At 61.8% G+C, this 24,434-nt stretch carries 23 protein-coding genes; 8 read left to right on the top strand and 15 right to left on the bottom strand.

The genetic code is table 11. The features are described 5' to 3' along the window. Positions 1 to 2: 2 nt before the first annotated feature. Positions 3 to 773, top strand: a complete 771-nt coding sequence (etfB, locus tag BLW22_RS27335) for an electron transfer flavoprotein subunit beta (protein ID WP_065947490.1) — start codon at positions 3 to 5, stop codon at positions 771 to 773. Between the two features lie 118 nt (positions 774 to 891). Here etfB and BLW22_RS27330 read toward each other — a convergent pair whose 3' ends face one another. The 14 genes from BLW22_RS27330 to gbcA all read right to left on the bottom strand — a co-directional run bounded on the left by BLW22_RS27330 (position 892) and on the right by gbcA (position 14,198). Then, on the bottom strand, positions 892 to 2,817 hold the full coding sequence (locus BLW22_RS27330) for a secretin N-terminal domain-containing protein (protein ID WP_065925454.1): 1,926 nt from the start codon (positions 2,815 to 2,817) through the stop codon (positions 892 to 894). Positions 2,818 to 2,835: 18 nt separating this feature from the next. Next, a complete protein-coding gene (locus BLW22_RS27325) occupies positions 2,836 to 3,327 on the bottom strand; it encodes a hypothetical protein (RefSeq protein WP_065947488.1) in 492 nt (163 codons plus the stop codon). Next, positions 3,324 to 3,860, bottom strand: a complete 537-nt coding sequence (locus BLW22_RS27320; RefSeq protein ID WP_027605995.1) for a hypothetical protein — start codon at positions 3,858 to 3,860, stop codon at positions 3,324 to 3,326. Before BLW22_RS27320 ends, BLW22_RS27325 begins: the two co-directional genes overlap by 4 nt. A 6-nt stretch (positions 3,861 to 3,866) precedes the next feature. Next, the gene (locus tag BLW22_RS27315; RefSeq protein WP_065925452.1) at positions 3,867 to 4,424 is read right to left on the bottom strand and encodes a hypothetical protein; all 558 of its coding nucleotides are present in this window, start codon (positions 4,422 to 4,424) and stop codon (positions 3,867 to 3,869) included. Continuing rightward, positions 4,421 to 5,146, bottom strand: a complete 726-nt coding sequence (locus BLW22_RS27310) for a hypothetical protein (RefSeq protein WP_235865613.1) — start codon at positions 5,144 to 5,146, stop codon at positions 4,421 to 4,423. Before BLW22_RS27310 ends, BLW22_RS27315 begins: the two co-directional genes overlap by 4 nt. Beyond that, positions 5,127 to 6,764, bottom strand: a complete 1,638-nt coding sequence (locus BLW22_RS27305; protein WP_074847791.1) for a GspE/PulE family protein — start codon at positions 6,762 to 6,764, stop codon at positions 5,127 to 5,129. Before BLW22_RS27305 ends, BLW22_RS27310 begins: the two co-directional genes overlap by 20 nt. A gap of 4 nt (positions 6,765 to 6,768) precedes the next feature. After that, on the bottom strand, positions 6,769 to 7,953 hold the full coding sequence (locus BLW22_RS27300; RefSeq protein ID WP_074847790.1) for a type II secretion system F family protein: 1,185 nt from the start codon (positions 7,951 to 7,953) through the stop codon (positions 6,769 to 6,771). Beyond that, complete coding sequence (locus tag BLW22_RS27295; RefSeq protein ID WP_074847789.1) at positions 7,950 to 8,414, bottom strand: transglycosylase SLT domain-containing protein; 465 nt, start codon at positions 8,412 to 8,414, stop codon at positions 7,950 to 7,952. The genes BLW22_RS27300 and BLW22_RS27295 overlap by 4 nt, the downstream gene beginning before the upstream one ends. Before the next feature lies 1 nt (position 8,415). Then, on the bottom strand, positions 8,416 to 8,847 hold the full coding sequence (gspG, locus tag BLW22_RS27290; protein ID WP_074847788.1) for a type II secretion system major pseudopilin GspG: 432 nt from the start codon (positions 8,845 to 8,847) through the stop codon (positions 8,416 to 8,418). Between the two features lie 212 nt (positions 8,848 to 9,059). Beyond that, positions 9,060 to 10,559, bottom strand: coding sequence for a lytic polysaccharide monooxygenase (locus BLW22_RS27285; RefSeq protein ID WP_074847787.1), 1,500 nt, complete (start codon positions 10,557 to 10,559; stop codon positions 9,060 to 9,062). Positions 10,560 to 10,631: 72 nt separating this feature from the next. Continuing rightward, positions 10,632 to 11,138, bottom strand: a complete 507-nt coding sequence (locus BLW22_RS27280) for a type II secretion system protein (RefSeq protein ID WP_235865612.1) — start codon at positions 11,136 to 11,138, stop codon at positions 10,632 to 10,634. Continuing rightward, a complete protein-coding gene (locus BLW22_RS27275) occupies positions 11,125 to 11,505 on the bottom strand; it encodes a type II secretion system protein (RefSeq protein WP_065925445.1) in 381 nt (126 codons plus the stop codon). The genes BLW22_RS27280 and BLW22_RS27275 overlap by 14 nt, the downstream gene beginning before the upstream one ends. After that, positions 11,480 to 11,974, bottom strand: a complete 495-nt coding sequence (locus tag BLW22_RS27270; protein WP_074847786.1) for a type II secretion system protein — start codon at positions 11,972 to 11,974, stop codon at positions 11,480 to 11,482. The genes BLW22_RS27275 and BLW22_RS27270 overlap by 26 nt, the downstream gene beginning before the upstream one ends. 928 nt (positions 11,975 to 12,902) lie before the next feature. Next, a complete protein-coding gene (gene gbcA / locus BLW22_RS27265; RefSeq protein ID WP_027605984.1) occupies positions 12,903 to 14,198 on the bottom strand; it encodes a glycine-betaine demethylase subunit GbcA in 1,296 nt (431 codons plus the stop codon). 281 nt (positions 14,199 to 14,479) lie between these two features. On the opposite strand from gbcA, the gene gbcB reads away from it, so the two are divergent. Next, a complete protein-coding gene (gene gbcB / locus BLW22_RS27255) occupies positions 14,480 to 15,580 on the top strand; it encodes a glycine-betaine demethylase subunit GbcB (protein WP_027605983.1) in 1,101 nt (366 codons plus the stop codon). Between the two features lie 86 nt (positions 15,581 to 15,666). Here the strand turns inward: gbcB and BLW22_RS27250 are convergent, their stop codons facing one another. Then, positions 15,667 to 16,707 carry a threonine aldolase family protein gene (locus tag BLW22_RS27250; RefSeq protein ID WP_027605982.1) on the bottom strand — a complete coding sequence of 347 codons (1,041 nt, stop codon included), beginning with the start codon at positions 16,705 to 16,707 and terminating at the stop codon, positions 15,667 to 15,669. A 90-nt stretch (positions 16,708 to 16,797) separates the two neighbouring features. Between BLW22_RS27250 and BLW22_RS27245 the strand changes: the two genes are divergently transcribed. The 6 genes from BLW22_RS27245 to BLW22_RS27220 all read left to right on the top strand — a co-directional run bounded on the left by BLW22_RS27245 (position 16,798) and on the right by BLW22_RS27220 (position 24,414). Further along, on the top strand, positions 16,798 to 17,526 hold the full coding sequence (locus BLW22_RS27245) for a TraX family protein (protein WP_065925441.1): 729 nt from the start codon (positions 16,798 to 16,800) through the stop codon (positions 17,524 to 17,526). A 251-nt stretch (positions 17,527 to 17,777) separates the two neighbouring features. Further along, positions 17,778 to 19,031, top strand: a complete 1,254-nt coding sequence (glyA, locus tag BLW22_RS27240; RefSeq protein WP_065947481.1) for a serine hydroxymethyltransferase — start codon at positions 17,778 to 17,780, stop codon at positions 19,029 to 19,031. Between the two features lie 22 nt (positions 19,032 to 19,053). Next, positions 19,054 to 20,304, top strand: a complete 1,251-nt coding sequence (locus BLW22_RS27235; protein ID WP_010207084.1) for a sarcosine oxidase subunit beta — start codon at positions 19,054 to 19,056, stop codon at positions 20,302 to 20,304. A gap of 15 nt (positions 20,305 to 20,319) precedes the next feature. Next, positions 20,320 to 20,622, top strand: a complete 303-nt coding sequence (locus BLW22_RS27230) for a sarcosine oxidase subunit delta (RefSeq protein ID WP_074847785.1) — start codon at positions 20,320 to 20,322, stop codon at positions 20,620 to 20,622. Then, positions 20,619 to 23,636, top strand: a complete 3,018-nt coding sequence (locus tag BLW22_RS27225) for a sarcosine oxidase subunit alpha (RefSeq protein ID WP_074847784.1) — start codon at positions 20,619 to 20,621, stop codon at positions 23,634 to 23,636. Before BLW22_RS27230 ends, BLW22_RS27225 begins: the two co-directional genes overlap by 4 nt. 145 nt (positions 23,637 to 23,781) lie before the next feature. Beyond that, positions 23,782 to 24,414, top strand: coding sequence for a sarcosine oxidase subunit gamma (locus BLW22_RS27220; RefSeq protein ID WP_027605977.1), 633 nt, complete (start codon positions 23,782 to 23,784; stop codon positions 24,412 to 24,414). The last annotated feature ends 20 nt before the right edge of the window (positions 24,415 to 24,434 follow it).

Raw genomic sequence — 24,434 nt, 5'->3', positions numbered from 1 at the left:
CCATGACCACGAATGTAATCAGCCTGGTGTCCATCGGCGCCCACCCCACCTCCGGCCGGCCACGCCGCGCCGAACAGGATGCGCGCGCCGTCGAACTGGGTCTGCAGATGGCTGGGGATAAGCTGCAGGTGCTGCACGCCGGCAACATCGCCGAACCGACCCTGCGCAGCTACCTGGGCATGGGCCTGCCACAGTTGCACGTGCTGGAACAACCGGAGGGCAGCGATGCGTTGCCGGTGCTCGGCGAGTACCTGCGCGACGCCGGTGCCCAGGTGGTGCTTGCCGGCAGCCAGGCCGAAACCGGTGAAGGCTCGGGCATGTTGCCGTTCCTGTTGGCCGAGCAATTGGGCTGGCCGCTGATTGTCGGGCTGGCCGAGGTGGAGTCCATCGACGGCGGTGTGGCCCATGTGCTGCAAGCCTTGCCCCGTGGGCAGCGCAGGCGCTTGAAGGTGCGCCTGCCGTTTCTGGCGACGGTGGATAACGCCGCGCCAAAACCTCGGCAAAGCGCCTACGGTCCGGCACAACGCGGTGAATTGGCGGCCCACGAAGTGGAAGTCGAGCAGGACGCGTTATTCACAGGCGCCGTGCTGCAACCGGCCAAGCCCCGGCCCAAGCGCCTCAAGGTGATCAAGGCCAAGAGCGGCGCCGACCGCATGAAAGCCGCCACCGCCAAGGCCAGTGGTGGCGGTGGGCAGGTGCTCAAGGGTGTGAGCGCCGAGGAAGGTGCCCAGGCAATCCTCAAGTTGCTCATAGAAGAAGGCGTCGTGCGCTAACCCACCAACACTGCAAAACAAATGTGGGAGGGGGCTTGCCCCGATAGCGGTGGACCAGTCAAGGATACTGAGACTGACACATTGCAATCGGGGGCAAGCCCCCTCCCACATTGGATCTTCATTGGGGCGCAGGTTCGGGCGCAGGCTTGGGCACCAGATCCGGCAGCAGTGGCGGCAGGGGTTGCCAGGTGGCATCCGGCTGTTGCATCGGCGGTGGCAGCGCCGGCGTGGGGTCGCCGCCAATCGGCTTGAGGATCATTTTGTCGGTGGTGTCGCGCAGGATCATGCCCTGGGTCGAACTGCGCGCCTCGGTGCCGCTGTGGAAGGTGCTGATCTGGGCAATCGGCAGGTCCAGGTTGCGTTCGATCCTCGGGGTCAGCAGCAGGATGATCTCGGTTTTCTGCTGGGTATTCTGGTTGGTGCCGAACAGCTTCTTGCCGATCCACGGGATCTGGCTCAACCATGGCAGCCCCGAGCCCTCGTCGACGTCCGCCGTGCGGATCAGCCCCGAGACGATCTGGGTTTCATTGTTGCGCGCGGTCAGCAGGGTCTTGGTGGCCCGTGAGCCGAGTTCGAAGGTGGCCGGTACGTTTTCCGAGCCGGGAATACGCTTGGTGATATGGCTCATTTCCACGTTCAGCTCCAGGTTCACCTCATCGCTCAGGCTGATGTTCGGCTTGACCGTGATCTGCAGTCCCACGTCCTGGTAGGACACCGACGAGGTGGTGATCTGGTTGGCGGTGGTGGTGGTCACCACGGGGATCTTGTCGCCGATGTTCACCTGGGCTTCTTCGCGGTTGCGCACCCGCACCCTGGGGTTGGCCAGGGTCACGGTGTTGCCGCTGCGTTGCAGCATATTGATGCGCGCCGAGGTACTGCCCGCGTCGAGCAGGATGTTGTCGCCGTTGATCCCGCGCAATGCGCTGAGTGGGATACCCGCCAGCCCGGCAGGCACGTTGGCCAGGTTGCCCACGGACAGGCCGATGCTCTCCGGGTACTGGATGCCCAGGTTCAACTCGTCGGTCAGGCTGACCTCCAGCACCTGGATGTCGATGGTCACTTCCGATTGTGCGATATCAATGGCTTCCACCAGTTTTTCCACGGCGCTCAGGGTATCCAGGCCATCGCGCACGATCACCGCGTTCAGGCGTTCGTCCACCAGCACCTCTTTGGGCTTGAGGACCTGTTTGATCTCGGCGGCGATGACCTTGGGGTCGCCATGGCTGAGGTAGAAGGTACGCACGGCCAACTCGCGATATTCCCGTTCCTTGTCCGGGCGGCGGGGGTAAACCAGGAGGGTGTTGGCGTTGAGGACCTTCTTGTCCAGTCCCTGGGTGGTCAGCAGCAGGTTCAGCGCGTCTTCGGCGGTGGTTCGGCTCGCGGTCATGCTCGCCGAGGCACTGGGATTGACGTCCTTGTCGATGACGAAGTTGACCCCCGACAGGCGCGCAATGGTCTCGAAAATCGTGGTCAGGCTTTGGGCGCTGAACTCCAGGCTCAAGGGTTTGCGCATGGCCTCGGAGAGGTCGGCGCTGAGGTAGTCGGCGCTCACCAGTTCACGGGTCAGGGCATTGCGAAAGTCCAGGGCCTCTCGGTAGTTGGGCTTTTGCGCGATGATCCGGCGCACCAGGTTGAGGGCTTCCACCGGGTTGGAGCGCTTCATTTCGTAGGCCTGGGCCAGTTGCGGGCGCAGTTGTTTCATCGCCTGGATGCTCTGGATTTCCTGGCGCGCGCCGAGGTTGCTGGGGTCGTATTTGAGGATGGTTTCCAGGGCGCGGATGGCAGCGGCATCGTCGCCACGCATCAGCGCGGTGCTGGCTTCGCGGCTGTATTGGGCCACCAGCAATTCCAGCTTGCTGAAGTTGGCGGTGCGCAGTTGCACATCGTCGGGGGCCTGTCTGGCTTCGGCTTGCAGCACTTCGACCGAACGGATGATGTCGCCCTTCTGGCGCAACTCGTCGCTCTCCTTGATCGCCCGCTGGGTCTGGCAGGCGCTGAGCAGGGCCACGGCCAGGCTCAAGGGTATCCACGTGCGTATGGCCATGATCGTGTCCTGCGCCGGTCAGTGAGTGTCCAGCCGCAAGGTGCTGACATGCTTGAGGGGCATGTAGGTCAGCACCACGGCGGTGTCGGTAAGTTTGTCCAGCCGGTAATGGGCGTCGAGCATCTTGCCGGGCACGATGCGCCCGGGTACCGAGCAACGGTTGCACAGGGTGTACTGGCTGCCATTGCCGCTGAGTACGACGATTTTCGCCTGGTTCTCGTAGCGCCATTGCGCGCTCACGGTGAAGGGCAGGGGCGGCGGCTTGGGCGCTGAGGTGTCGACCGGTATGGGCGGCGGTGCAGGTGTCCAGGTCTGGGCGGGAAACAGGTCGATGGCTTCGGCCACCGCCGGTGCAGGTGCGGCAACCGGTGCCGAGGGCACCTGTACAGGGCGGGCGATCACTGGCACCGGCGAGGGTGCGGGGTTGTCCGCAGTGTCCTGCCAGAACAGCCAGCCGCAGCCGATCAAGGTCAGCAGCAACAGCACGCGCAGATACAGCGGCAGCGTCATTCCACCACCCCCAGCACACTCACCTTGAGGCTGATGTTCAACATGCCGCTGGTGATTTCCTTGCGCTCCAGGGCCAGGCGTTCGATGCGCACGGCCGGCTCATTGGCGACGTCGACCAGGGCATCGCGCAGCAAGGCGTAGGGGCCGACGAGGGGAATGTCCACGTCCAGCCGTTGCAGCCCGGTGTCGCCGGGCGCGGAGTAGGCCAGGGTGGTCTGTTCGATGATAAAGCCGCGCCGGGTGAGGACGTCCAGCAGCTTTTCCAGGCGTGGGGCGAAGTCCTGTGCACTGGGCAGGCGTTCGACCACGGCCGGTTCGGTCACCTGCACATCCTGGGGCTGCTCGGCGATACCGGCCTCCAGTTCCTGGCGCCGCAGGCTGTCGGCAATGCCTGCCGGATGTATCACTGTGACTTCGATCAGCAACGTTGCCGCCATCAGCCCCAACGCCAGCAGCCCCCAAAAGCCCAGGCGCTGCTGCCATTGCATCAGGTGCCAGCGCACGCGCGGGAGGTGGCGGGTCAGTGCGTCCATGGGCGACTACCCTGCACCAACCGCAAGTTTGACCTGCACCGGGTGTTGCGGGTCATTGGCCTTGCGTGCGCTTTGTTGCAGGTTCACGTGCACACCTGGCTGGGCCTTGAGCCGTTCGACAAAGCGAAAGGCATCGCCCAGCACCTTGGCTTCCAACTCCAAGTGAATCAGTCGGGCCTGGGTGTCGACCTCCACGCGCGTCAGCGCGACTTCCGCGGACCAGGCCCGGGCCACGGCGTCCATCAGCGCGAAGGGCGTGTCCTGCTGTCGGGAAAAGGCGGCCAGTTGTTGTTTCTGCTGGGGTGACAAGCGAATGGCGGCCTGGATCAATTGCTCCTGGCGACGTGTCAATTCGATAAAGCGCTGCTCCAGTGCGTCGGTCTGTTGTTGCTGATGCTCCATGCGCTGCCAGTGTTGCCAGGTCACGAAGACAAGCCCGGCGGCGACCAGCCACAACACACTCACCAGCGGCCGATAGACGGCATTGGGGTGCAGGAAGTCGATGCCCGGCGCCTGCCGCTGTCGCCAGGCACCGGCGAGTTGTGATTTCAGCTGAGCGATCATGCCAGCGGCTCTCCGAGCCAGGGATGCAGTGGCCCCAGCCAATGTTCAGTGGGGTGATTGGCGACGACCCATGTGGCCGCCGCGTGCCGTTGCGCCAGCAGGTCGGCGGTGAACAGGTTGTCGCTCAAGTGGCTGCCGGGTGGGGTTTGCAGCACGCAGACTTGTTGAGCCACACCCTGTTGCCGGTAAAGGCAACTGAGACCTCGCGCCTCAGGTACCGCCAGCACGCAATCGTCAGGCAATTGCTGCCAGTACCGTTGGGCCACGGCCGTCAACAATGGCGTGCATCTCACCAGCGGCAGGTGCTGTCGCTTGAACAACTCCCGCAGGTCTTGCAGCAAATTCCGTGACGTCGCGACCGCCAGGCGTTCATCTCCAAAGGTGCTGTTGGCGACTTGCACTTGCCACTGTCCGGGGTCGATGCCTGCCTGTTGGTTGAAGGTCACTTCGGCCAAGCCTTGCCAGTCGGCCTGGCTGTACACGCCGGTTTGCCACGCCAGCATCAGGTAGTGCACATGGGGGAAGCCCAGCAGCACCGTGGCCCGGTCCAGAAACCCGACGCGGCCGCGCGGCGCCTGTTCCAGCAGTTCGGCACAGGCGCCCAATGGCTCGCCAGCCTGTTGCGCACGCCATACTGCCGCACCGCGCCAGCGCGGTCGTGCGGCCCATTCGGCGCCGTCGCTGTGCAGCCACACCACATGCTCAATAAAGGGAAATGACACGGTGGATCTCCTTGAGCGTGGTGTCGCCCTGGGCGGCGTGGGCCAGGGCGATGTCGCGGATAAACACGTGGCCGGCTTCACGGGCCAGTTCGCGCAGGGTGGCGGCCGAACTGCGGTTGAGCAGGCCCTCCTTGATGCTGTCGGTCAGTGTCAGCACTTCGGCCAGGGCGAGCCGGCCGCGATAGCCGGTGTGACGGCAGGCCTCGCAGCCTTTGCCCACGCGATAGTGACCCTGTTGGAGTTGAGCCTCGGCGAGTTGGGCGAGGTGGGTGATCTCGGGGTCGGGGGCGGCATCCGTGCCGCAGTCCGGGCAGATGCGCCGCACCAGGCGCTGGGCGACCACGCCGTTAAGGGCTTCGACAAAGCTGGCCGGGTCCACGTCCATGTAGGTAAAGCGCTCCAGCACACTGAACGCGCTGTTGGCGTGCACCGACGACAACACCAGGTGCCCGGTCAACGCCGCTTGCACCGCAATGCCGGCCGTTTCACCGTCGCGTATTTCCCCCACCAGGATGGTGTCCGGGTCGTGGCGCAGGATCGAGCGCAGGCCGCGGGCGAAGGTCAGGCCCTTCTTGTCGTTCACCGGGATTTGCAGGACCCCGGGCAGTTCGTATTCCACCGGGTCTTCGATGGTGATGATCTTTTTCTCGCCGGTATTGGTCTCCGACAGGGCGGCATACAGCGTGGTGGATTTGCCGCTGCCGGTGGGGCCGGTCACCAGCAACATGCCATAGGGTTCGCCGGCCAATACACGGATGCGCGCGATGGTCTCGGCGTTCAACCCCAGGGTTTCCAGGCTCAGGGACTCACCGCGCTGGGACTTGTCGAGAATCCGCAGCACCGCATCTTCACCGTGGATGCTGGGCATGATCGACACGCGAAAGTCCACTTCGCGACCCTGGATTTTCATCTTGAAACGCCCGTCCTGGGGCACCCGCCGCTCGCCGATATCCAGCTCCGACAACACCTTGATCCGCGACAGTGCCTGCTCGGCCATGTCCAGGCCGCTGGCCTGGCCCATCTGCTGCAACACACCGTCGATGCGGTACTTGATCACCAGGCCCTGGGGCGTGGTTTCCACATGCACATCGCTGGCACGGCTTTGCAGGGCATCGAACAGCATGGAGTTGACCAGGCGCACCACCGGGTTGTCGTCGCGGGCGATGCTGCTCAGGGAAATTTCCTGGGCGGCCTGGCTGACGCGGGCATTCTCGTCGTCCTCACCGAAAGGTTGCATCACCCGTTGGCTGGCTTCGGCCAGGCTCAACTGGGCCTTGACCGCGCCGGGCAGGCTCATGGCCAGGGGCAGTTGACGCAAGGTTTTCGAGGATTGCAGCCAGTGCCGGCTGGCCAGGGTGAAAGGGTCTCCCAGTACCAGGCACGGCTGGCCGTGGTTATCCACCGGCAGCACGTTATGGATCAGCGCCTGGGGCAGTGCCAGCAGATCGAAGCGCCAGTGTTCACTGAGGTTTTCCGGGGCGATGGCAAGCAGGCCCAGGGGCTGGGCGATGGTGCTTAATTGGTCGGGCGCTTTCTCCAGCACCTCCAGCAGGTAATTGGACAAGCTCAGCCCGCGTTGCTCTGCAAGGGCCTGCCATTGCCGTGTCTGTTCGCTCATCGCACTACCCCTGGATGGAGCCTGCCAGTTCGAAAATCGGCATGTACAACATGAATACGATCAGGCCGATCAGCCCGCCCACCACCAGCATCAACAACGGCTCGAAGACTTTGCTGAACAGCTCGATGGCACGCTCCAGCGCTTCATCGTGGAACTGCGCGATGCGCTCGCACATCGCCGCCAGCTCACCGCTTTGTTCACCCACGCGTAGCAGGCGTTCGGCGACGGCGGTGGTCAATCGATGGCGGGCGAGGGCAGTGGACAGTGGCTGGCCGGCCTGGATGTCGGTCATGGCCTGGCGCAGGTCCGCCTGGCGTTCCACGGGCAGCAGCGCACCGGACAGCTCCACCGCAGTGACCACCGGCATGCCGCCCATCAGCAACATGCCGGCGGTGCGATAAAAGCGCGCGAGGATAAACAGCGTGCGTTGGGCGCCCAGGCTGGGGATCTTCCAGAACAGCTGGGCGATGCGGCGCTTGAACCCGGCGCTGCGCAACAACAGCATCAGCGCGGCAATCGCCAGCACCAGGCCAAGCAGCAACTCCATGCCACGCGCGTCTACCAGTGCGCCCCACCACACCATAAAGCGTGCGGTGGCCGGCAGATCGGCCACGGCGTCGAACACCGAGGCAAAGCGCGGGATCACGAAGAACAGCAGGAACAGCAGGATCAACGCGCCGACGCTGAGTACCACCAAGGGGTACATCAGGGCGCCGCTGACGCGCTTCTTCACGGTTGCCAGGTGGGCTTCAAAATGATGGTAGCGGCGCAGGGCCACGGCCAATTGGCCGCTGTGTTCCGAGGACGCCACGGTGGCAATTAACAGTGACGGGAAAGTCTGCGGCTTGAGCAGCATCGCCTTGGACAGCGAATTGCCTTCGTACATAGACGCGAGCAGATCGCTCATGACTTGCCGGTTAATCCCTGCTGGCGCCTTGTCGCGCAGGGTCTCCACGGCTTCCACCAGCACCAGGCCGGCATCGAGCAGTACCACCAGCTCCTGGATAAACAGGCCCAAGGCGAACGTGCTACGACGGCTGGGCAGTTTGAGTGGGCGGCGGGCTTTCAGCGAGATGACCTGGGCGCCGTCGGCCTGCAGTTGCTGGCGCGCCTGGGCGACGTCGAGGGCTTGCAGGCGCAGGGTCTGCAAATGGCCGTCGCGGATGATGCGCACGTCAAAGTCGATCATGGCGTTTGCCCCGCCCGTTGTTGGCGCTGTTGCAACAACAACGCGTAGTAACGCCACACCGCCAGGGCGTAGCGTGAGCGCCGTGCTTCCCGGTCCGGCTTGGCCCCGGCGTTATAGGCGCCCACGGCCTGCCAGCCATAACCCTGCTCGCGGATAAACCCGGCAAGAATCCACGCGCCCACCATGACGCTGGTGCAGGGCTGGGTGATCAAGTGCTGCTCGGTGATGCCGACCCGGGCCAGTGCGGGCAAGTGGCGGCTGTTGATTTGCATCAGGCCGATGTCCTGGCTGCCATCGCTGTTGAGGTTGCGTGCGCTGGGGTTGAGGCCGGATTCGACCTTGGCGATCGCATAAAGCAACAGCGGGTCGACGTGGTAGCGGCTGGCTGCCAGTTGCCAGCAGTTGGCCTGTGCGGTACCCGTGAGGCACAGCAGTATCAGGACCCGCCGCAGCGTGTGCATGTCACAGGCCGTACACAATGTCGGCGTAGGTATTCACCCCGCCGGCCTTGCCGTCACGACCCAGGCAGATGATCTCCGCATCGTTGGGTGGTGTGCCGGGGTTCTTGTAGAGATACGGGTTACCCCAAGGGTCTGGCGGCAGCGTCTTCACATAGGGGCCCTGCCAATGGCTGGCGTTGGCGGGCCGGGTGGTGAGGGCGTCGAGGCCAAGGGTTTCGTCGGGGTAGTTGCCGTTGTCCAGGCGGTACTGGTTCAAGGCATCGGCAAGGGCTTTCATCTGGCCCTGGGCGGTTTGTACCTTGGCCAGTTCCAGGCGGTCGAACATCTTCGGGCCGACGTAGCCGGCGAGCAGGGCGATGATCAGCAGGACGACCAGCAGCTCCAGCAAGGTGAAGGCACGCTGGGGGCTGTGGATAAATGAGTGAATACGCATGGAAATACCCTGTTGGGAGTGCCAAGGTACGGCGGTTGTGTATAACTCTCCCGGCCCGCTGTGAAGCGGGCACCGCCGGTAGGACTGCGTTAGAACCTTTTCAATTCAAGTACATCTTCAACTGTAGCGTTGCTCGATATAAGGCGCCGTGAGGCGCCCTATAACGTTTGGCTCTTATGCTTATCCAGTAACTGAATATGCGTTCGAGCGGGTCATCGAACTTCGTCCCAGGCCTGGTCCCACGCTGTGCCCGTGCCGGGGGCATACGCCCAGGCGGCGCCTGCGCACCACGCGGTGTAGGGGTGAGGTTTGCACTTATAGTTTTTGCCGTTATTGCTCACGATGTCGCCGGCGTTGTACGCAGTGCCTTCTTTGTAGGCCGGATAGTCCCCGCCGCCACTGGAAGGGGTCACGGTAAAGGTCTGCCGCGCCAGGCCGGTCTTGCCATTCTGCTCGTCCCGTACCAGCAATCGCACCTCGTGCTGCGTCGGCTGAGGAACGTTAACCGCCACACCGCTTACAGTCATCTGGTTGTAGGGCCGGTTCATTCCGATAACAGTCCAGCTGTAGAGCAATGGACCGTTGTGCCCCACGGACTGACTGGCGCTGAAGGTAAACGGCCGGCCGGATTGCATGGTGGTGGGCCCGGTTATTTTCGCGACAGGCGCCGTAGGGTTTGTCGGGGTTTCGCTGCCAGGGATGATCGCCATTGCACGGCTGTAACCCTTCGCCAATGTGTAAACCGAGTTGGCGCTGGCATCGCTGGTATTGAATACAATATTGCCGGTTTTTTTCTCTCCTACCTTGGCAATGCTTGGGTTGATCTGATTCGCCAATTGCTGGCCCCATATGTTCGGGTCGAGGTTGCTCGCGGTAATGGGCAGGGTAATGTCCACCACTTCCCTGGCCGCCGGTGTGTTGTCGAGGATGCGGAAGTGGACTGAGTCACCCGGTTTGAGGGTCTCCATGACCTGATCGATGAATTGGCCGATATCGACCCACTGCTCCGGGATTCCGGCACCGACGATGTTGATGTCACTGCAGTTATAGAACCCTTCACCCGCTGGATCGATACGCTGCCACTGCACGAACAGCGTGGCGTTGCCCGTTTGCCCCGATGGGATAGGTACAGCGAACTTGAAGTACCCCGAGGCTCCCGACATGATGGGTGGATTATTGCCCCAGTCGGTTTGCGCGCGCTCGAACTGCTGGGTGTGGATGAGCGTCAGGTCATTCCAGGTCAGCGGCGACCTGGTCGGGTCAAAGCCCGGTTTTGTGAGAAAGACCTTCGCGAAACTGGGCACGTGTGGCGCAGTGCCGATGATGCGCACATCCATCATGCCATTGGTGGGCGTAACGTCGGTGCGATGCCACTGGTCCGACACAATGTTCAGGCCATCTTTCTTGCTGTCAGCCGCCGAACAAAGTTTGCCATCGGGCACTTCTCGTTTGACGATTTCAGGGTCGTTGTAACCCGGTTGCCTGATCAAATGGGCCACTTCATTCCATTGCTGGCCTGGATACTGCTTACTCACTTTAGACAGGGCCGCGCACCCTGCATCACTGGGGCTGCCTGACCAGAAATCCGGGAGTGCCCTGCAATAGACCTGTCGTGCGACGGGCGTGTCCACCGCACCGTGGGCCATGACCAGCGTCGGTGCCAACAAGACCGCCGCCAACAACCATTTCATTAAGCGCTGTAAGTTACTCATGCTTGATCCACCTCAATTCAGATAAACAAGTTCCGAACGGCTGGAACGATCAGTGTGCTTATTCAATCGGCATCATTTGCTCAGTTGATCTCCCTTGGGAGCGATGCGGGTTGCAGGGTTGTTCTGCCCAGGACCAAACAGAAACACCCACCCTTGATAACTGCCTTGTCCTGTAAAACTCTGATTGATGGCTGAAAAATTGCCTTGTTTGAACGGCGTGCCCTGGGCGGTGCTGAACACGCCCATGAACGTTTCGCCTGGGCCCGCGACTACGCCCCATTCGGCGCTGCCAGTCAGCGGATCGGTGTAGGCACGGCGCAGATAGCGCTGGGTGGTGGGTTGGCGACGGTCGAGCACCAGGTCGTCGAGGGACTTGGGGTAGGTGTTGCCGGCGGCGTAGTACAGCCCGATCGCCCGGCGGATTTCATTGCCCCGCGCCAGCAGTTCCAGCTCGCGTTCGCGCTGCAGCACGCTGGACCACAGGGTGCCGACTTCCATCAGCATCACGGCCACCACGGCCACTGTCACCAACATGCCCATGAACACCGAGCCCTGCTGGTTGTGCCTACCAATCTGCATAGGCGCTCCCGTTCGTGTCGGCACCTGTGGCACCGCTGCGTACATCGCCCAGGCCTTGTTCGTCCGAAGGTTGCAGTTGCCAGGTGTCACGCCTGCCGGTCAGCGGGTCCATGGGGATCTCGCGCAGGTAGCGACGGTCCACCAGGGCTTGCAGGGACTCGGGATTGGCGCTGTGGTCCTCGCGGTATTGGTCCAGGGCCTGGCGAATGGAAGACAGGTTGTGGCGCAGCACGGTTTCCTGGGCCTTGGTGTGCTGGCGGAAGTACTGCGGGGTGACCAGGGTCATGAGGGTGGCGATGATCGCCATGACCACCAGCAACTCAATCAGGGTAAAACCCCGATCACCATTGGCTGTATGACGTTCCATTCAAGCTCTCCCGGGTGCTTCGGGATGAAACGTCGAATACATCTTCTCCCTCTTGTGGGTTGTCGGCGCTGCTCTTGTAACTGCGCAATTGCCAGGTTTTGTCAGCCGCCAGCTCGGGACACTCGCAGAATGGGTCCCGGGGAATACGTCGCAGGAAATAGAGTTTGTTGCCTTGCAGATGGGTGTTGTCCGTTACGCCTTCGACCAATACCTGCAGGGAAGGTGGATAACCGCTGTCGGTGATGCTCTTTTCAATGCGGCCATCGTCACTGGCGTCTTTGTAGGCATCGATCGCACGCCGGATTTCCCGCAACGAACGTTGCAGGTCCAGTTCTCGATCACGTTTACCCATCAATGCTGTCAGCGGATAAGCCACTGTCGCAAGCGTGGCCAGCAGGGCCAGCGTCAGTAGTAATTCAATCAGCGTAAAACCTTTGGCGCAGTGATGGCTGGGCTTGCCCTGCCACATCACCGTTCTTCCTCCCGATCAGGCTGCCAAGGACTTCCGCGTTAACCCAGGCCATGGAATTGACTGCAAGGGTGAGTGTAGATGCTGGGTGTTTTTTGTACAGGTTGTGCGGTTACCCACAAACGCTGTGAGCCTGGCTGTGGATAAGGTGTTGGTGGTTATCCACACGCCCCGTAAATCAAGGCCTGCAAGCTCCTGTACGAAAAACGACCAAGCTAAGTTACGGTTTTCTGGTGCTTTTTTGTGTGGATAAGGAGGAAGCAGCGGTTTGAGTTGCCCCCAAAGTCTGTTGGCGCTTCTGTGGATAAGATGTTTGCTATCCGCTACAGGCCTTATGAATAGAGGCTTTCCGTCGTCTGGTTGTTTATTGATCAAATTGCCGCTAAACCCCAGGAATATAGCTGAAACCCTTGGTATATGAAGGTTTGACGCGGTTTTCCACAGCGCTGCCGAAGTTGCCCCCAAAGTCTGTTGGCGGTTCTGTGGATAAGGTGTTTGCGTACCGCTACAGGTCACGTTCTACGTAGCTTGTAGGGTTTTGATCAATAAATGATCAGTGTGCCGTTAGAACCGTCAACTTGAATAAGTCACGGATTTTCTTCAATTAATTTTGGTTGGATAGCGCAGTTGCCCACAATTGCTGTGGGTGGCTTTGTGGATAAGTTGTTGGGTAAAGGCTGGAGGGCAGGCTGCCAGTGGTCTGCGAGAGAGTTGATCAAATATTAAGCAGTGTGAGGTTCAAATGTGGGAGGGGCCCTAATGCCGGTCGCGTACATCGCTTCTTGTAGGAGCGAGCTTGCTCGCGAAAAACGTCAACGATAACGCGTGCTTCCTGAATGAACGCGGCGCTTGTGAGTTTTTCGCGAGCAAGCTCGCTCCTACAAAAAGCCTTAAGCCCCCTCCCACAGTTTTGAGTTGTGGGTATCGGTTATTCGTGTGCAGCCACACCCTTGAGGTAAGGCGCCGGGGCTGCGCCGAGGTTGTTCAACATGCGCTCGCTGTACCAGTCCACGAAGTTCACCACGCCGAACTCATAGGTCTTGGAGTACGGGCCAGGCTGGTAGGCGGTGGAGTTGATCCCGCGCTGGTTCTCTTCGGCCAGGCGACGGTCCTGGTCGTTGGTGGCGTCCCACACCTGGCGCATGCGCTCCACGTCGTAGTCCACGCCTTCCACGGCGTCCTTGTGCACCAGCCACTTGGTGGTCACCATGGTTTCCTGGGCGCTGATCGGCCACACCGTGAACACGATGATGTGGTCGCCCATGCAGTGGTTCCAGGAATGCGGCAGGTGCAGGATGCGCATCGAGCCGAGGTCGGGGTTCTTGATGCGGCCCATCAGCTTGGCGCAGCCCTGCTTGCCGTCCAGGGTCATCGACACGGTGCCCTTGAGCAGCGGCATGCGCACGATACGGTTACGCAGGCCGAAGCTGGCGTGGGCGTAAGGGATCTTCTCGGCATCCCAGGCAGCGGCCGAAGCGGCGACATGGTCCTTGAAGGCCTGGTCGGCGCGTGGGTCGGTGACGTCGTCCCATTCCAGCAGGGTTTTCAACAGCTCGGGGTGCGACGCATTGCAGTGGTAGCACTCGCGGTTGTTTTCCAGCACCAGCTTCCAGTTGGCCTTTTCCATCAAGGTGGTTTGCACCGCCACCTTGGTGTTCTCCATGTCGTAGGGTTCCATGTAGTGGTTCAGCGTCGACAGGAAATCATCGATGGCCGGCGGGTTCTCGGCCAGGCTGATGAAGATGTAGCCGCCGGCGGTCTTCACGTTCACCGGCTTGAGGCCGTATTGCTTCATGTCGAAATCGGCGCCCATCTCGGTGCCGGCGAACAGCAGGCGACCGTCCAGCTCGTAGGTCCACTGGTGGTAGTGGCACACCAGCTTGGCAACCTTGCCCTTGTCGCTGGTGCACAGGCGCGAACCCCGGTGGCGGCAGACGTTGTGGAACGCATGCACCACGCCTTCGGCGCCACGGATCACGATGATCGGGTTCTTGCCCACTTGCAGGGTCAGGTAGTTGCCCTTGCTGGGGATCTCGCAGGTCATGCCGGCGATCAACCACTCTTTCTGGAAGATCTCCTGCATGTCGATATCAAACAGCCGCTCATCAGAGTAGAACGGCTGCGGCAGCGAAAACGTGCGCTCGCGCTCTTGCAGCATTTGCGCGGTGGCCTTGCGTGCGGGTTCCAGCGGATCGCCCAAGCTTAAGGTTGCGGTGACGTCCATCGTGTGTGTCCTCATGGCCATTCTGTGTGGCCGACGAATAGTGGCTGATCAGGTTTGCAGCAAGGCGTAAAGAAAACGTCGTTGTTGGGAGCGAGTGTGGGGCTGCTGATGCGCCGAACCTTATCCATGAGCGACATGGCCCACTCTGTTCCCGACGCGCAACCCCCGTGGCATGGGGGCTGGTCGCGATAAGTATGTGAATGTCGCAGATAGGTAAATGGGCGGTTCCCGCGTTACGCAGAATCGCCACCATAAGGCCGACGTCGGCGGTGGAGAACAACATGTCCAATAATTTCCTGAATCCGGTAACCACCCAGACCTGGGCCAATGGTCGGCACATCGTCCGTTGCGTCAAAGTCATCCAGGAAACCTGGGATGTGCGCACCTTCTGCTTTATGGCCGACCAGCCGATCCTGTTCTTTTTCAAGCCGGGGCAGTTCGTCACCCTGGAGCTGGAAATCGACGGCCAGCCGATCATGCGCTCGTACACCATTTCCAGTTCGCCGTCGGTGCCCTACAGCTTCTCGGTGACCATCAAGCGTGTGCCGGGCGGCAAGGTGTCCAACTGGCTGCACGACACCCTGCATGAAGGCCAGGAATTGGCGGTGCACGGGCCGGTCGGGTTGTTCAATGCCATCGACTTCCCCAGCCCGAAAGTGCTGTACCTCAGTGGCGGCGTGGGGATCACGCCGGTGATGTCCATGGCGCGCTGGTTCTACGACACCAACGCCAACGTCGACATGACGTTTATCCACAGTGCCCGCTCGCCCAAGGACATCATCTACCACCGCGAGCTGGAGCATATGGCGTCGCGGATCGACAACTTCAGCCTGCACCTGATCTGCGAAAAGCATGGCCTGGGCGAGCCCTGGGCCGGTTATCGCGGCTACTTGAATCACAAGATGCTCGAACTGATGGTGCCCGACTTCCTTGAGCGCGAAGTGTTCTGCTGCGGCCCGACGCCCTACATGAATGCGGTGAAACGCCTGTTGGAAGTCGCCGGTTTCGACATGGCGCGCTACCACGAGGAATCCTTCGGCGCTACGCCGCCGGAAGCCCGCGCCGACGCGGTGGAGCAGGCCGAGCAAGCGGCGGATGCCCCGGAAATCGACCTGGCGGATCTGCATCAGGTGGAGTTCATCGCCTCGGGCAAGAGCATTCGCGTCGCCCCTGGCGAGACCGTCCACGCAGCGGCGGCCAAGCTTGGTCTGTTGATTCCAAAGGCCTGCGGCATGGGGATTTGCGGGACGTGCAAGGTGATGAAGCTGGGCGGTGAGGTGGAGATGGACCACAACGGCGGGATTACCGAGGAAGACGAAGCCGAAGGCTACATCCTGTCGTGCTGCAGCGTACCGAAGGGCGATGTGCGCATCGAGTTCTGATTGCTCGAGCAGGCACAACACAATCCAAATGTGGGAGGGGGCTTGCTCCCTCCCACATTTGTTTTATGCACATCAGTGAGTCATTGTCAGGCGCCCATGACTTCGCGGATGTCTGCGGCCAATTCTCTTACTCGCTCTTCGTCGGTATCCCACGCGCACATGAACCGCGCACCGCCTTTGCCGATGAAGGTATAGAAGCGCCAGCCCTTGGCCGTCAGCGCGGCAATCGCCGGTTCCGACAGTTGCAGGAACACACCGTTGGCCTGCACCGGGAACATCAACTCCACACCGGGAATATCCGCCACCAGGCTACTGAGCAATTGCGCGCAGTGGTTGGCGTGGCGCGCATGTTTGAGCCAGGCGTCGTTTTCCAGCAGTCCCACCCAAGGGGCGGACAGGAAGCGCATTTTCGAGGCCAGCTGGCCGGCCTGTTTGCAGCGGTAGTCGAAGTCTTCCGCCAGTTTGTGGTTGAAGAACAGGATGGCTTCACCCACGGCCATGCCGTTCTTGGTGCCGCCAAAGCACAACACGTCCACTCCGGCTTTCCAGGTCAGGTCGGCGGGTGAGCAGCCGAGGAAAGCACAGGCGTTGGAAAAGCGTGCGCCGTCCATGTGCAGGTTCAGCCCCAGTTCCTTGCAGGTAGCACTGATGGCGCGGATTTCTTCCGGGGTGTAGACGCTGCCGACTTCGGTGGCCTGGGTCAGGGTCACTACGCGGGGTTTGGGGTAGTGGATGTCCTGGCGCTTGAGGGCGATCTCGCGGATCGATTCCGGGGTCAGCTTGCCGTTTTCGGTGCGGGCTGTGAGCAGCTTGGAGCCGTTTGAGAAAAACTCCGGCGCGCCGCATTCGTCGGTTTCGACGTGGGCGGTTTCCGAGCAAATCACGCTATGGTAGCTCTGGCACAAGGAGGACAGCGCCAGGGAGTTGGCGGCCGTACCGTTGAAGGCGAAGAACACTTCGCAGTCGGTTTCGAACAGGTTGCGGAAACCGTCGGCGGCGCGGTGGGTCCATTCATCATCACCGTAGGCACGTTGATGACCCTGGTTGGCTTGTTCCATGGCGGCCCAGGCTTCGGGGCAAATGCCCGAATAGTTGTCACTGGCGAATTGTTGGCTCTTGTCGGTCATGGCCCATTCCTGTGGTCGATGTTGGTGCGCACTGTAACCAAGATGGTTGGCGCTGCGCACGCACTGTAAATGCAAAGTCACTGGGGAATTATGCACGGTTCTGAAACGATGCCTGTCGGACGCGTCCGTGATGGCGCTTTGGATTTGCTCAAGTGGCTGGCGCTGCTGAGCATGGTGCTGGACCACCTGCGTTATGTCGGTCTGAGCCTCGATGGCCTGTATGTGCCGGGGCGCCTGGCGTTTCCGTGGTTTTGCCTGGCGATTGCGGCGAACCTGCACCGGGCCCGAAATGCGCCGGTGACCGGCCAGTGGCGCTACCTGGGCTGGCTGCTGCTGTTCAGCGTGATCAGCGAAGTGCCGTATCGGCTGTTTATCGAGGACGCCGATACGTTGAACGTGCTGCCCACCTTGGCGTTGGGGCTGCTGGTTGCCCGAGGATGGCAGCAGAAGGCGTTTTTTGATCGAGGATTGGCGTTGATCGCCGTCACGATAGCGGCGGTATTTTCGTCGCACTTAATGTTCGGTTTCTTTGGTGTGTTGCTGCCACTGGCGATGTTGCTGGTGTTTCGTCGGCCTTGGTACTTCAGTGTGTTGCCAGGATGGGTCTGCGTGGCCGCCAACCAATGGCAGATCCTGCTCAATAGCGCCACGCCAGTGGCGCTCCTGGGATTGGTCGCGTGTCTGATCGCGCCGTTGGCGGGCTTGGTCTTATTGCGACATGCCAAAAATGTCTCGCCACCGCCTATGCGCCGCTGGGCGTATGCCTTATATCCAGTGCATTTCCTCCTGCTGCTACTGGTCCGTCAGATCATCGCCTGACCGCTGTGGGAGGGGGCTTGCTCCCGATGCTGAGTGTCAGCCACTGCATAGGCAAGCTGACCCACCGCTATCGGGAGCAAGCCCCCTCCCACACAAGCCCTATTCCACATTTATTTCGTGGCGCTCCTCTAATGTCGTAAACGCACCTTTGCGTGGCGTGCGCAGGCATTTGGCCTGTCTGCGCCAGCCCTACCATCGCATCAAAGGGCCCTGCACGGGCCTCAACAATACGAAAGGCTGGGAGAGACGCGATGTTCAGCAAACAAGACCAGATTCAGGGATATGACGACGCACTGCTGGCGGCCATGAACGCCGAGGAGCAGCGTCAGGAAGATCATATCGAGCTGATCGCGTCGGAGAACTACACCAGCAAGCGTGTGATGCAGGCCCAGGGCAGCGGCCTCACCAACAAATACGCCGAAGGCTACCCGGGCAAGCGCTACTACGGTGGCTGCGAGCACGTGGACAAGGTCGAGGCCCTGGCCATCGAGCGCGCCAAGCAGTTGTTCGGCGCCGATTACGCCAACGTGCAACCGCACTCCGGTTCGTCCGCCAACAGCGCCGTGTACCTGGCGCTGATCAATGCGGGCGACACCATCCTGGGCATGAGCCTGGCCCACGGCGGTCACTTGACCCACGGTGCCAAGGTGTCGTCCTCGGGCAAGCTGTACAACGCGGTGCAGTACGGCATCAACACCGACACCGGCCTGATCGACTACGACGAAGTCGAGCGCCTGGCGGTGGAGCACAAGCCGAAAATGGTCGTGGCCGGTTTCTCCGCCTACTCCAAGACCCTGGATTTCCCACGCTTCCGCGCTATCGCTGACAAAGTAGGCGCGCTGCTGTTTGTCGACATGGCCCACGTCGCCGGCCTGGTCGCCGCCGGCCTGTACCCGAACCCGCTGCCGTACGCCGATGTGGTCACCACCACCACCCACAAGACCCTGCGCGGTCCCCGTGGCGGTCTGATCCTGGCCAAGGCCAACGAAGAGATTGAAAAGAAACTCAACGCCGCCGTCTTCCCCGGCGCCCAGGGCGGCCCGCTGATGCACGTCATCGCCGGCAAAGCCGTGTGCTTCAAGGAAGCGCTGGAGCCCGGTTTCAAGGCCTACCAGCAGCAAGTGATCGACAACGCCCAGGCCATGGCCAGCGTGTTTATCAAACGCGGCTACGATGTAGTGTCCGGCGGCACCGATAACCACCTGTTCCTGGTCAGCCTGATCCGTCAGGGCCTCACCGGCAAAGAGGCGGATGCCGCCCTCGGTCGCGCCCACATCACCGTCAACAAGAACGCCGTGCCGAATGACCCGCAGTCGCCGTTCGTGACCTCGGGCCTGCGCATCGGCACCCCGGCGGTGACCACGCGCGGTTTCAAGGTGCCGCAGTGCATCGAGCTGGCTGGCTGGATCTGCGACATCCTCGACAACCTCGGCGACGCCGACGTCGAGGCCAACGTGGCCAAGCACGTGTCTGCCCTGTGCGCTGATTTCCCGGTTTATCGCTGAGCGCGGTTTTGGAGTAATGACTATGCAACGCTACTCGGGCTTCGGCCTCTTCAAGCACTCCCTCAGCCACCACGAAAACTGGCAGAAGATGTGGCGCACGCCGACCCCGAAAAAGGTCTACGACGTGGTCATCGTCGGCGGCGGCGGGCATGGTCTGGCGACGGCTTACTACCTGGCGAAAGAGCACGGCATCACCAACGTGGCCGTGGTCGAGAAAGGCTGGTTGGGCGGCGGTAACACAGCGCGCAACACCACCATCGTGCGTTCCAACTACCTGTGGGACGAGTCGGCGCACCTGTACGAACACGCGATGAAATTGTGGGAAGGCCTGTCCCAGGACCTGAACTACAACGTGATGTTCTCCCAGCGTGGCGTCTACAACCTGTGCCACACCCTGCAGGACATCCGTGATTCCGAGCGTCGCGTCAGCGCCAACCGCCTGAATGGCGTGGATGGCGAGCTGCTGAATGCCAAGCAAGTGGCCGACGAGATTCCGTATCTGGATTGCTCGAAAAACACCCGTTACCCGGTACTCGGTGCCACCGTGCAACGTCGCGGCGGCGTGGCTCGTCACGATGCCGTGGCCTGGGGCTTTGCCCGCGCCGCCGACGCACTCGGCGTGGACCTGATCCAGCAGACCGAAGTGATCGGCTTCCGCAAGGAAAACGGCGTGTGCATCGGTGTGGAAACCAACAAGGGCTTTATCGGCGCCAAGCGCGTCGGCGTGGTGACCGCCGGTAACTCCGGGCACATGGCCTCGCTGGCGGGCTTCCGCCTGCCGATCGAATCCCACCCGCTGCAAGCGTTGGTGTCGGAGCCGATCAAACCAATTATCGACAGCGTGATCATGTCCAACGCCGTGCACGGCTACATCAGCCAGTCCGACAAGGGCGACCTGGTGATCGGAGCCGGTATCGACGGCTACAACGGCTACGGCCAGCGCGGCTCGTACCCGGTGATCGAACACACCATCCAGGCCATCGTCGAGATGTTCCCGGTGCTGTCGCGGGTGCGCATGAACCGTCAGTGGGGCGGCATCGTCGACACCACGCCGGATGCGTGCCCGATCATCTCCAAGACCCCGGTACCGAACATGTTCTTCAACTGCGGTTGGGGCACCGGTGGCTTCAAGGCCACGCCGGGCTCAGGCAACGTATTTGCCGCCAGCCTCGCGAAGGGTGAAATGCACCCATTGGCGGCGCCTTTCTCCATCGACCGTTTCCACAACGGTGCGTTGATCGACGAACACGGCGCTGCGGCCGTCGCCCACTAACAGGAGAAATTCCCTATGTTGCATATCTTCTGTCCTCACTGTGGCGAACTGCGCTCCGAAGAGGAATTCCACGCGTCCGGCCAAGCGCACATCCCGCGCCCGCTGGACCCGAATGCCTGCACCGACGAGCAGTGGGGCGACTACATGTTCTTCCGCGATAACCCCCGTGGCCTGCACCACGAACTGTGGATTCACGCCGCCGGTTGCCGCCAGTACTTCAACGCGACCCGCGACACCGTGACCTACGAAATTCTTGAAACCTACAAGATTGGCACCCAGCCGCAATTCACCGCCAAGGCTTCTGGAGAGAAGGTATGAGCCAGATCAATCGCCTGTCCAACGGTGGCCGGATCGACCGTAACAAAGTCCTGACCTTCAGTTTTAATGGCCAGAGCTACAAAGGCTTCGAGGGCGACACCCTGGCCGCTGCTTTGCTGGCCAACGGCGTCGATATCATCGGCCGCAGCTTCAAGTACTCGCGCCCGCGGGGCATCTTTGCCGCCGGTGCCGAAGAGCCGAACGCCGTGCTGCAGATCGGCGCTACCGAAGCCACGCAAATCCCTAACGTGCGCGCCACGCAACAGGCGCTGTACCAGGGCTTGGTCGCCACCAGCACCAACGGCTGGCCGAGCGTCAACAACGACATGATGGGCATCCTCGGCAAGGTCGGCGGCAAGCTGATGCCGCCGGGCTTCTACTACAAAACCTTCATGTACCCGCAATCGTTCTGGATGACCTACGAGAAGTACATCCGCAAGGCCGCCGGCCTGGGGCGCTCGCCGACCGAGAACGATCCGGACACCTACGACAACTTCAACCGTCATTCCGACGTGCTGGTGGTCGGCGCCGGCCCTGCCGGCCTCGCCGCTGCACTGGCTGCAGCACGCAGTGGTGCGCGGGTGATCATTGCCGATGAGCAGGAAGAGTTCGGTGGTTCGCTGCTCGACTCCCGCGAAAGCCTCGACGGCAAGCCGGCCACCGAGTGGGTCGCCAGTGTCATCGCCGAACTGAAAGCCCTGCCGGACGTGGTGCTGCTGCCCCGCGCCACCGTCAACGGCTACCACGACCATAACTTCCTGACCATCCACGAGCGCCTTACCGACCACCTCGGTGACCGTGCGCCGATTGGCGTGGTGCGCCAGCGTATCCACCGTGTACGTGCCAAGCGCGTGGTGTTGGCCACCGGTGCGTGCGAGCGTCCGCTGGTGTACGGCAACAACGATGTGCCGGGCAACATGCTGGCCGGTGCGGTCTCCACTTACGTGCGCCGCTACGGCGTGGCACCGGGCAAGAAACTGGTGCTGTCGACCAACAACGACCATGCCTACCGCGTTGCATTGGACTGGCTGGATGCGGGCCTGCAAGTGGTGGCAGTGGCCGATGTGCGCCACAACCCACGCGGTGCATTGGTTGAAGAAGCCCGCGCCAAAGGTATTCGTATCCTCACCGGCAGCGCCGTGATCGAGGCCCGTGGCACCAAGCGCGTGACCGCTGCGCGTATCGCCGCGATCGACGTCAAGGCGCATAAAGTCACCAGCCCCGGCGAATGGCTGGACTGCGACCTGGTGGCCAGCTCCGGCGGCTACAGCCCGGTGGTCCACTTGGCCTCGCACCTGGGCGGCAAGCCGACCTGGCGCGAAGACATCCTCGGGTTTGTACCGGGCGAAGCCCCGCAGAAACGTGTGTGCGTCGGTGGCATCAACGGCGTCTACGGCCTTGGCGATTCCCTGGCCGATGGTTTTGAAGGCGGCGTGCGCGCCGCCAGCGACGCCGGTTTTGCCCCGGTGGAAGGTACGCTGCCAAAAGCCTTGAGCCGTCTGGAAGAGCCGACCCTGGCGCTGTTCCAGGTGCCTCACGAGAAAGCGACCGCACGGGCGCCGAAGCAATTTGTCGACCTGCAAAACGACGTCACCGCCGCCGCCATCGAACTGGCCACCCGCGAAGGTTTCGAGTCGGTGGAACACGTCAAGCGCTACACCGCGCTGGGCTTCGGCACCGACCAGGGCAAGCTCGGTAACGTCAACGGCCTGGCGATTGCCGCGCGCTCGCTGAACGTGACCATCCCGCAGATGGGCACCACCATGTTCCGCCCCAACTACACGCCGGTGACCTTCGGCGCGGTGGCGGGCCGGCACTGTGGGCACATCTTCGAGCCGGTGCGCTACACCGCCCTGCAAGCCTGGCACGTGAAAAACGGCGCCGAGTTCGAAGACGTCGGCCAATGGAAACGCCCATGGTACTTCCCACGCAACGGTGAAGACCTGCACGCTGCGGTAAAACGCGAATGCCTGGCCGTGCGCGACAGCGTCGGCCTGCTGGATGCGTCCACCCTCGGCAAGATCGATATCCAGGGCCCGGATGCCCGTGAGTTCCTCAACCGCATCTACACCAACGCCTGGACCAAGCTCGACGTGGGCAAGGCGCGCTACGGCCTGATGTGCAAGGAAGACGGCATGGTCTTCGACGACGGCGTTACCGCCTGCCTCGCCGACAACCACTTCCTGATGACCACCACCACCGGCGGCGCCGCCCGTGTGCTGCAGTGGCTGGAAATCTACCAACAGACCGAATGGCCGGACCTCAAGGTGTACTTCACCTCGGTCACCGACCATTGGGCGACCATGACCCTGTCCGGCCCCAACAGCCGCAAGCTGCTGGCGGAAGTCACCGACATCGACCTGGACAAGGACGGCTTCCCGTTCATGACCTGGAAAGAAGGCCTGGTGGGTGGCGTACCGGCGCGGGTGTTCCGTATCTCGTTTACCGGTGAGCTGTCGTACGAAGTCAACGTGCAGGCCGACTACGCCATGGGCGTGCTGGAACAGATCGTCGCGGCCGGCAAGAAGTACAACCTGACCCCGTACGGCACTGAAACCATGCACGTACTGCGGGCCGAGAAGGGCTTCATCATCGTCGGCCAGGACACTGACGGCTCGATGACCCCGGACGACCTGAACATGGGCTGGTGTGTCGGTCGCACCAAGCCGTTCTCGTGGATCGGCTGGCGCGGCATGAACCGGGAAGACTGTGTGCGTGAAGAGCGCAAGCAACTGGTGGGCTTGAAGCCGATCGACCCGAACGTGTGGCTGCCGGAAGGCGCGCAACTGGTGTTCGATCCGAAGCAGACGATCCCGATGAAGATGGTCGGTCACGTCACCTCCAGCTACGCGCACAACTCCCTGGGTTATTCGTTTGCCATGGGCGTGGTCAAGGGTGGCTTGAAGCGCATCGGTGAGCGGGTGTTCTCGCCCCAGGCGGATGGCAGCGTGATCGAGGCGGAGATTGTGTCTTCGGTGTTCTTTGATCCTAAGGGTGATCGGCAGAACATCTGATAGACCGCGGCGCGGCCATCGGGAGCAAGTCGAATCGTCGCACCGCCCCTCCCACATTTTGATGTGTGAATACTTTCAAATGTGGGAGGGGGCTTGCTCCCGATGAGGCCATCAGCCTCACAACAGAATTCAGGAAAGGTGCTCCATGACAGCAGCCAATGTTTACCAGCAACGCCCCACCTCCGGTGCCAAGGCCGAGTCGTCGCTGCACCATGCCGACCTCGCCAGCCTGGTCGGCAAGGGCCGCAAGAACGCCGGCGTGACCGTGCGCGAAAAGAAATTGCTTGGTCATCTCACGATCCGTGGCGACGGCCATGACGCGGCCTTCGCCGCCGGTGTGCACAAGGCCCTGGGCATCGAACTGCCTGGCGCCCTGCAGGTCATCGTCAAAGGTGAAACCAGCCTGCAATGGCTCGGCCCGGATGAGTGGTTGCTGATCGTGCCAGGCGGTGAGGAATTCGCCGCCGAACAAAACCTGCGCGCCGCCCTGGGTGACCTGCATATCCAAGTCGTCAACGTCAGCGGCGGCCAGCAGATCCTCGAACTCAGCGGCCCGAACGTGCGCGATGTGCTGATGAAGTCCACCAGCTATGACGTGCACCCCAACAACTTCCCGGTGGGCAAGGCGGTGGGCACGGTGTTCGCCAAGTCGCAGCTGGTGATTCGCCATACCGCTGAAGACACCTGGGAGCTGGTGATTCGTCGCAGCTTCTCGGATTACTGGTGGTTGTGGTTGCAGGACGCCTCGGCCGAATTTGGCCTGAGCGTTCAAGCCTGATATGACCCTGTAGGAGCGAG

The sequence above is a fragment of the Pseudomonas marginalis genome (genome assembly GCF_900105325.1).
Lineage (GTDB): Bacteria > Pseudomonadota > Gammaproteobacteria > Pseudomonadales > Pseudomonadaceae > Aquipseudomonas > Aquipseudomonas marginalis.
The sequence above is the reverse complement of the archived record's forward strand: the minus strand, read 5'-3'. Positions and strand labels throughout refer to the sequence as shown.